The 8,307-nt window shown below is 36.0% G+C and carries 7 protein-coding genes; all 7 read right to left on the reverse strand.

Annotated elements, in window-relative coordinates; all coding sequences use genetic code 11:
* Window positions 1-22: 22 nt before the first annotated feature.
* From BM153_RS12090 to BM153_RS12120, 7 genes are read right to left on the reverse strand one after another with little or no spacing between them, the layout of a single operon-like run.
* Window positions 23-784 carry an ABC transporter ATP-binding protein gene (locus BM153_RS12090; RefSeq protein ID WP_092874394.1) on the reverse strand — a complete coding sequence of 254 codons (762 nt, stop codon included), beginning with the start codon at window positions 782-784 and terminating at the stop codon, window positions 23-25.
* Window positions 785-789: 5 nt separating this feature from the next.
* Window positions 790-1,758, reverse strand: a complete 969-nt coding sequence (locus BM153_RS12095) for an ABC transporter ATP-binding protein (RefSeq protein WP_092874374.1) — start codon at window positions 1,756-1,758, stop codon at window positions 790-792.
* A 20-nt stretch (window positions 1,759-1,778) separates the two neighbouring features.
* Window positions 1,779-3,371, reverse strand: coding sequence for an ABC transporter substrate-binding protein (locus tag BM153_RS12100; protein WP_092874377.1), 1,593 nt, complete (start codon window positions 3,369-3,371; stop codon window positions 1,779-1,781).
* 26 nt (window positions 3,372-3,397) lie between these two features.
* Window positions 3,398-4,222, reverse strand: coding sequence for a nickel transporter permease (gene nikC, locus BM153_RS12105; RefSeq protein ID WP_092874380.1), 825 nt, complete (start codon window positions 4,220-4,222; stop codon window positions 3,398-3,400).
* A 3-nt stretch (window positions 4,223-4,225) separates the two neighbouring features.
* Window positions 4,226-5,206 carry a nickel ABC transporter permease gene (gene nikB / locus BM153_RS12110; protein WP_092874383.1) on the reverse strand — a complete coding sequence of 327 codons (981 nt, stop codon included), beginning with the start codon at window positions 5,204-5,206 and terminating at the stop codon, window positions 4,226-4,228.
* 36 nt (window positions 5,207-5,242) lie between these two features.
* A complete protein-coding gene (locus BM153_RS12115; RefSeq protein WP_092874386.1) occupies window positions 5,243-6,613 on the reverse strand; it encodes an MATE family efflux transporter in 1,371 nt (456 codons plus the stop codon).
* 10 nt (window positions 6,614-6,623) lie between these two features.
* Window positions 6,624-7,421, reverse strand: coding sequence for a class I SAM-dependent methyltransferase (locus tag BM153_RS12120; protein ID WP_092874389.1), 798 nt, complete (start codon window positions 7,419-7,421; stop codon window positions 6,624-6,626).
* Between the last annotated feature and the right edge of the window lie 886 nt (window positions 7,422-8,307).

Raw genomic sequence — 8,307 nt, forward strand, 5'->3', positions numbered from 1 at the left:
TAAACCCACTGTCAAAACTGTTTTATATAAAAACAGAGGCTTTAAGTTTTTTTGTATAGTCATCCTGGGGATTACAGATTACCTCTGTGGCTTTCCCGGACTCCACTACTTTCCCATGATACATTACCAATACTCTGTCACATAGACCATTTACGATGGCAAGATCGTGGGAAATAAATAATATGGCGATATTTAGTTCTACGGCCAGTTTTTTAAGCATTTTTACTATCTGTGCCTGCATGGACACATCCAACGCACTTGTGGCCTCATCGCATATTAAAAGTTTGGGATTAGTTGCTATTGCTCTTGCTATGGCAGCTCTTTGACACTCACCACCACTTAATTCAAGGGGTTTTCTTGTTAAATATTCCTCCTTAAGACCAACAGTTCTAAGTAATTGTTTTATTTTTTCTTTTCTTTGCTTTCTGTTTAAGCTGGTGAAATTTTCCAGTACCTCATCTATATTTTTTTCAATAGTGAGTCTTGCATCAAAGGAAGAAACGGCATCCTGAAAAACCATCTGAATATCATTATAGATTTTTCTCATTTCTTTTCCTTTTAAACCGGTAATGTCATTTCCATTTAAAATAATACTACCGGAATCCACATTTATTAACCTTGTAACTGCCCTAGCCAGGGTGCTCTTTCCTGAGCCACTTTCCCCAACCACACCAAGGATTTCCCCGGCTTCTACAAAGCAACTGACATTATCTAATGCTTTAACCTCATAACTGTCTTTAAAGATTTTTACCAAATCAACTGTTTCTAGTACTTTTTCTGCCATATACATCACCCGGCCTTACTGCAAACGGCAAAATGTTCTTTTCCAACATTGCCTTTTGATACATCAATTAATTTAAGTTCTTTCGTAGTACAATTTCCTTCACAGCAAGGACACCTTGATTCAAATTCGCAACCACATTTAATACTTCCAAAAGGTGGCGGAGATCCTTCAAGCCCTGTTGGCATATCCCCTGAAAAATCCGGGATAGCACCTAGGAGGGAGCGTGTATAAGGATGCACCGGATTGGAGAGAATTTCATTTTTATCTCCACATTCCACAATCCTTCCTGCATACATTACTGCAAAACGGTCTGTCATATGGGATATTACCCCCATATTATGTGTAACAATTAAAATCGAAGTGCCAAAATTGTCCCTAAGCTTCATCATTTCACCAATAGCCTGTGCCTGCACTGTAACATCCAGTGCACTTGTAGGTTCATCAGCCAAAAGTAAAGAAGGTTCCATAATCATTGCAAGAGAAAGGGCAACTCTCTGATTCATACCTCCGCTTAACTGAAATGGATATTTTTTAATTATTTTATCCCCATGTTCAAGATTAAGCCTTTTAAGCATGTCTGCCGCTATTTTTCCGGCTTCCTGTTTGGTTATTTTTTCATGAGCCCTTAATGCCTCATAAAACTGAGTTTCTATTTTTCTTGAAGGATTCAGGGTTTCTCCCGGATTTTGAAATACTACTCCAAGTCTGTTACCCCTTAATCGGCGCATTTCCTCTTTGTTGTACTTACTGATATCCTTGCCTTCAAAGATTATTTCCCCTTTTGAAATTTTTCCCCCGTTTTCCATCATGTTTAGAATTGCGCTAAGCATTGTGCTTTTTCCGCAACCACTTTCTCCTACAATTCCAAAAATCTCTCCCTTTTGGATAGAAAGGGAGAGCCCTTTTAAAATTTGTATATCATCATATGATACTTCTAAATTATTTACTTTTAAAAGTGCCTCTTCCTTTTCCATTAATTCAATCTCCTAAACACCTATTTGGATATTGAAACATTAGCATCTAACTGATAAAAATCAAGTGGATGAATGTTAAGGTTTTCTACAGTACTCTTTGTTACAACTGACATTTTAAGATGCTCAATAAAGCAGAATGCATCTTCATCAAGTATAGTCTGCATAGCCTCTCTTACAAGTTCATTTCTCTTATCTGCGTCAAATTCATTGTTTATCTGCTCAATTAAACCATTTACAGTTTCATTGTTATATTTAGCAAAATTATTTGATCCATCTTTTGCAAATACTGAATTTAAAAGTGATCCAGGATCGCCTGTTGGTAATGTTGTAAATGAATATGGACAAATGTCGTAATCACCAGCTTTAAGAGCTGTAGAAATATCATCTGTTATTTTAATATCTGAATCAATTCCAACTTCTTTAAACTGTGACTGCATTGCATCTGCAATTAATGGAAGCTCTGCACGGGAAGAATATGTAACTATTCTAAAGGAAAGTTTCTTTCCATCTTTATCAAGAAATCCATCGTTATCACTATCGCTGTATCCTGCTTCTTCAAGAAGTTTTTTAGCACCGTCTACATCAAACTCTGTTGCTTTAAGATCTTTGCCAAATTCTGTATTTTCAGGGAACATTCCTGTTGCAGGCTCTCCATTTCCGTTCATTACTACTGAGCCATAGCTTTCCTTGTCAATGAGCATGTTAAGTGCTTTTCTTACTTTGGCATCTGAAAGATTTTCATTGTCCATGTTGTAATAAAGCATGTAAATTCTTGATGTAGTAGATTTATCAATTGCATAATTATCATCATTTGCAAATAATTCCTGTCCATCGTAGCTCATAGCGTAAGCTGCATCAATTTCACCGGACTGCATTGCCATAACAACTGCATCATTGTCCTTGAATGCAAGGTCTGTTGCTTTGGAAAGTTTTGGTGCACCTCCCCAGTAATCTGCATATGCAACAACTTCTGTTTTTTCATCCGGTACAACTTCTTTAACCATGTATGGACCGGTTCCAATTGGCTCTTTATCAAAATCTTTTCCAGATTCCATATCAATTATAGCTGAGTATGGCTCTGTAAGAGAGTTTATAAATGCCGGATTAGGACTTTTTGTTGTAAATTTGATTGTGAGTCCGTCAGCCTCCATGCTTTCAATAGCAAGATCTGAAGGTGCTCTGTCATTAGTGTCAAGTGTGTGCTGAAGTGATTTTTTTACTGCCTCAGCATCAAGTTCTTTTCCGTTTTGGAAAGTAATTCCTTCTTTTAATTTAACAGTCCATGTAAGATGATCATCTGAAAGCTCATAAGAATCTGCAATCCATGGCTGAATTTCAAAATTGTCATCTAATTTGAAAAGAGTTTCTACAACTCCGTATTCAACCGCATACCATCCATTGTACTGATTTCCTGGATCAAGACCATATCCGGCACTTTGTCCGTAATATTTAAGCTCTCCTGCTTCTGAACTGTTACTTGTTTCACTTGTGGAAGAAGCTTTTTCTCCCTTACCCTGACTTGAATCAGTACTTTCTTTGCCTGTTCCACATCCTGCTAATGCCGATACAGTCAATGTAAGTGCCATCAGCATACATAACATTTTCTTTTTCATATTCTGCTCCTTTGCATTAAAATAATTTATTTCTGCCTTGGATCCAGCATATCTCTTACACTGTCTCCAAAGAGATTGAACAACATTACTGCTACAAATATAAATATACCTGGATACAAAATCATACCCGGATATAACTGTAAAAGACTTCGTCCTTCATTCATCATTACCCCCCATTCAGCCTTAGGGGACTGGGCTCCCAGACCTAAAAATGACAAGCTTGCCATTTCCATAATATTACCACCGATGCTCAAGGCTGCTGTTACAACTAAAACACTCATGGCATTAGGTAAAACATGTCTGAAAATTATTTTCAAATCACTGCTGCCGGAAATTTTTGCAGCCTTCATAAATAGTTCTTCTCTCATGGCAAGCACCCGGCTTCTTGCAAGTCTTGTATATTGCGTCCACCCTACCACAGAAAGGGCTATTACCGCATTTCTCATTCCGGCTCCTAAAATTCCGGCTACGGCTATTGCAAGAACAATTCCAGGAAAGGCCTGAAACATATCAACTATTCTCATTACCACTGCGTCAAATCTGCCACCGTAGTAACCACAAAATACTCCTATGAGACTTCCTGCAATAAATGTAATCATTACAACAGCTATTGCTGAAAAAATAGTGGAAGGCGCACCTGCCATTATTCTTGAAAGCATACATCTTCCCAATTGGTCTGTCCCTAAAGGATACTGGCTGCTTGGTCCCTGCTTGGCAACCGCAAGATTTGAATAATAGGGATCATTAGGTGTTATATGTGGTGCAACAATAGCCCAGATACAAAGGGCAAGCACCAATGTTGACCATAATATAAGTCTTTGTTTTGTTTTATCTTTCTTCCTTTTTCTCATTTTCTAATCTTCACTTTCTGATGCCTGTAATCTGATTTTAGGGTTAAGAACCCTGTAAAGTAAATCAGCCAAAAGATTAATAAGAACGAATATTAGCGCCATCCAGGCTACAAATCCTTCTACAACGGGATAATCTCTGGCAGTTATTGCATCCATTGCCATATTTCCCAGTCCCTGAATACTGAATATTCTTTCTACAACCGCAGTACCTCCAAGCAAATATCCTATTGACATAGCCATTAAAGTAACTATAGTTAGCATAGAATTTTTCAAAACGTTTTTATATAAAATTATTCTTTCTTTTACACCTCTGGCTCTCGCACCTTTTACATAGCCTTTCCCCAATTCTTCTAAAATTGCAGCTCGTATCTGCCTGATATATTTACAGGTCATGGCCATAGCAAGTGTTACAGTTGGTAATAAAAGTCCCTTTAAAGTACTATCACCTCTTACCGGCAAAAGTTTTAACCTTATTGAAAATTCATACATCAAAAGAAGGGAAAGGAAAAATCCCGGTACTGAAACTCCTACAAAAGTGCAAAATCTTATGATGTAGTCTGTAAATTTATTTTGTTTAACAGCTGAAAGTATTCCTAATGGAAGGGAAAAAACAATAGTCATAAGACATGAATAAAAAGTCAGTTTTAATGTAGCCGGAATATTTCTTAAAATCATATCCCTTACTGGCTCTCCTGATACATAAGAACTTCCAAAATCGCCTCTTACAGCATTAAAAATCCAGGTAATATATTGTTCCAAAAATGGTTTGTCCAACCCCATACGCTGCTGCATCTTTTGTAGAATCTCAGGTTCGATAGGGGTTCCCTGTGCCAAAAGCATCATTTCAGCAGGGTCATTTGGAGAAATATACATCAATCCAAATGTTATAAAACTTACTCCCAAAATTACGGGCACCAGAAACAGTAACCTTTTTAATATGTAACTGTTTTTAATTCTTTTTCTCACACTATCCTCTCTCTTCATAAACCGTTCCTCTCTAATATAGTTACGCTTGTTGTATTACGCAAAAATTTCTACGGATTGAATTTCACTTTTTCTTATTTTTTTATTTATCACAATAAAAAACAAGACAACAAAACAAATTGCGCCACCTGCCCAGCTAAGAGGATATACTGTCGCTAATGATGGCAAGGTACCGATTTGCTTTGAAAAAAACATTAATAATAAAATCCTGATAACACACAGATTTGAAATAACAATCACCATTGAGGAAATTGAATATCCCATGCCCCTTAAGGCTGCTCCACTTACTTCCATAAGGGGATATATCCAATAAAAAGGAAATGTTACAAAAGCCAGTTTTACGGCATTTGAAACCACTTCTTTATCCTTCATAAAAAGACCAAATACCCCTTCAGAAAATGCAAGTGTAAAAACAGCAATTGTCAGAACCGTCAAAGTAGCAATAATTGCAGTTATTATTGTTCCTTTACGAATCCTTTTATACTGTCCTGCACCTGTGTTTTGTCCTGAAAAAGTAGTTGCTGCTTGTCCAAAAGCCAGTATTGGAAGATACATAAAAGTTTCTACCTTAAAATATGTAGCAAAAGCTGCAACTGCTATTTCACCAAATGCGTTAATATAATACTGAACAATTATATTTGAAAAAGTAATTATAATTGTCTGTATACCTGCCGGAAGCCCGATTCTTAAAACCTTTTTCAGCATTCCAAAGTCTATTCCAAGTTTTTTGAATGAAATACTTACTACATTTGTAGATTTATTAAGTTCCCTTGCAATAAGTGTCGCAGAAAGTCCCTGAGAAACTGCTGTAGCAAGTGCAACCCCTAAAACTCCAAGAGGAATCAGAATCAGTAAAACAGCATCTGCTGCAACATTAACAAACCCGCATGTGGCAAGTACTTTAAAGGAAGCCTTTGAATTTCCCATAGCATTTAATGAGCCGGCACATATATTGTAAAATACGAGCATTGGAAGGCTAAGAAAGTAAATTCTAACATAAAGCACTGCTTCAGGCATGGTGCTTTGGGGTGTATTTAACACAGCAAGAATCGACGGTGCAAGCACTATTCCAAGCACTGTGAAAATGAGTCCTCCTATCAAACCAAAAGTGATAGAAGAATGCATAACCTTAGATGCACTCTCTAAGTCTTTCGAGCCGATTCTTTGGGACATTACAACACTTGTACCTACTGCAATTCCCGAAAATAGTCCTATACAACAGACAACCAGTGTGCTGCTTGCCCCAACTGCTGCAGCTGAAGTTTTGTTAAGAACATTTCCTACAAACAAAAAATCCACAGTATTATATAATTGCTGGAAAAGACTTGTGCCGATAAGAGGCAGTATAAATCTTATAAGTGGAACCAAAATAGGTCCCTTTGTCATTATTATTCCCTTATTATCCATTTCAACCTCTTTATTCAGCTATCTTTCCATTTTTTGCAATAATCTGAAAATTACTGCAATAGCCTTGATCATATATTCCAAACTTTATAAGATTTTGTGGTTTGAATATACTCTCATATATTATTTCAAAACCCAAATTCGGCAATACTTTGTTATCCCATTCATAAGGCCTGTCATATTTTGACAAAGGTAAATCTGCTGCTGTATCATCGCACAAGGATGAATCAAAGCTTTTTCCTTTATGAAATTTCATGGATTTTTCCTTTATTATTTTTCTTGCCTCATTGGCTTTTTCATCATAGTGATACAGGTAATAATTCCCATCCCAATAAATAAGCATTCCTCCCGGTTTTAGTACACGCCTCCATTCCTTAAAGGTGTCTTCCGGATTAGACAATGCCCATGTTAAATTTCTAGATATTACCAGGTCAAAAACACTATCTTCAAATGGTAATTTATCTACCGGAGAAACTAGGTAGGTGATGTCAAGTCCAAGCCTGTCAGCGGCTTTTTTTGCAGCATCTATCATGTTTGAGCATAAATCGACACCTGTCACTTTATTTCCCAAAACCGCCATGGATGCAGCTACTTCACCTGTGCCTGTTCCGGCATCAAGAACGTTTAGACAATGATTTGGAAGAAAATCTACAATCTGGCTGTTAATTGCTTTCAAATCCTCTAGCTGATAATCGCTGTACCAGGAGAAGGCTCTTTCCTGCCAGTATTTCCGCATCATCTTTTGTGTATTAGGTTCATCGCCACATACATCTAAAGTTAGACTCTTAGTGTTAGTTTCAACTTTATCCATAAATTAATATCACCCCTTTAATCATCTGCCATCAATCTAAGCTATTATATCATCAGCATTTTTTACTAACAACCCTACCTAGGGGATAACTAACTGTATTTTGGGGTGATTGATTTATCTAAATATTCTCTGTTGTTCGTAAAATTTTTTTATATTTTTTATCTTAGATTAATTATTCTGTAATATTCTCTTTATTTGTTTGTTATTCAAATATTTCAAGAGATTTTTTTGCTAATTTCCTGTTATCTAAGTAACTATTTTGAATATATGTATTACTAATTGGAATAGCTTCATAACTTCTTTTATTTAATGAACTTTTATAAAGTTTTTTTGCCTCATTATGTGTAATTATCCGTATTTATAGCCATTCTTACAACATAAGTATAGGTCAAGATTTATTATGATATTATCTACAATTATAAGTAAAGTTTCGACTTTTCTGGATTACTTATCTATGAATATATGTTTACCAAAATTTTCTTTTTATACAAAACTCTTAATTGTCTTTCCTCATTTTGGTCAAAGCTTGAAGCTCTCACATATTACCGACTTATACTTAAAATGACCTTCCGGTAGTGGTTTGTAAATCTTGTTATTGTTTAAATAAAAGAAGGTTCCTCGAAAAAATAATACTTAGACTTGCCCCACCTCTTTGAAAGAAAAAATATTAAAATTCCCTATTCTACTCTCTTAAGAAGGAAAAAATACTCCATTTATATTGAAATAGTTTCATAAAGCAGTAACTATCGTGTGTGTTTTTGAAACTTATTCACACAGGTTATTTTTCTCTTTGTATACTCATTCTCTTTCCAAATCTACAAAGGAAAAAGAATACAAAAAAAGGCGGCATGGCAGCTTTTAGGCCACCATGCCTTTATAAGGTTAA

This window comes from Acetitomaculum ruminis DSM 5522 (assembly GCF_900112085.1).
GTDB lineage: Bacteria > Bacillota > Clostridia > Lachnospirales > Lachnospiraceae > Acetitomaculum > Acetitomaculum ruminis.

Excerpts from the sequence above, each read along its gene's own strand:
- nikC (WP_092874380.1), bottom strand. The coding sequence starts at position 4,222 with ATGAGAAAAAGGAAGAAAGATAAAACAAAACAAAGACTTATATTATGG.
- BM153_RS12120 (WP_092874389.1), bottom strand. The coding sequence starts at position 7,421 with ATGGATAAAGTTGAAACTAACACTAAGAGTCTAACTTTAGATGTATGT.
- BM153_RS12115 (WP_092874386.1), bottom strand. The coding sequence starts at position 6,613 with ATGGATAATAAGGGAATAATAATGACAAAGGGACCTATTTTGGTTCCA.
- BM153_RS12090 (WP_092874394.1), bottom strand. The coding sequence starts at position 784 with ATGGCAGAAAAAGTACTAGAAACAGTTGATTTGGTAAAAATCTTTAAA.
- BM153_RS12100 (WP_092874377.1), bottom strand. The coding sequence starts at position 3,371 with ATGAAAAAGAAAATGTTATGTATGCTGATGGCACTTACATTGACTGTA.
- nikB (WP_092874383.1), bottom strand. The coding sequence starts at position 5,206 with ATGAAGAGAGAGGATAGTGTGAGAAAAAGAATTAAAAACAGTTACATA.
- BM153_RS12095 (WP_092874374.1), bottom strand. The coding sequence starts at position 1,758 with ATGGAAAAGGAAGAGGCACTTTTAAAAGTAAATAATTTAGAAGTATCA.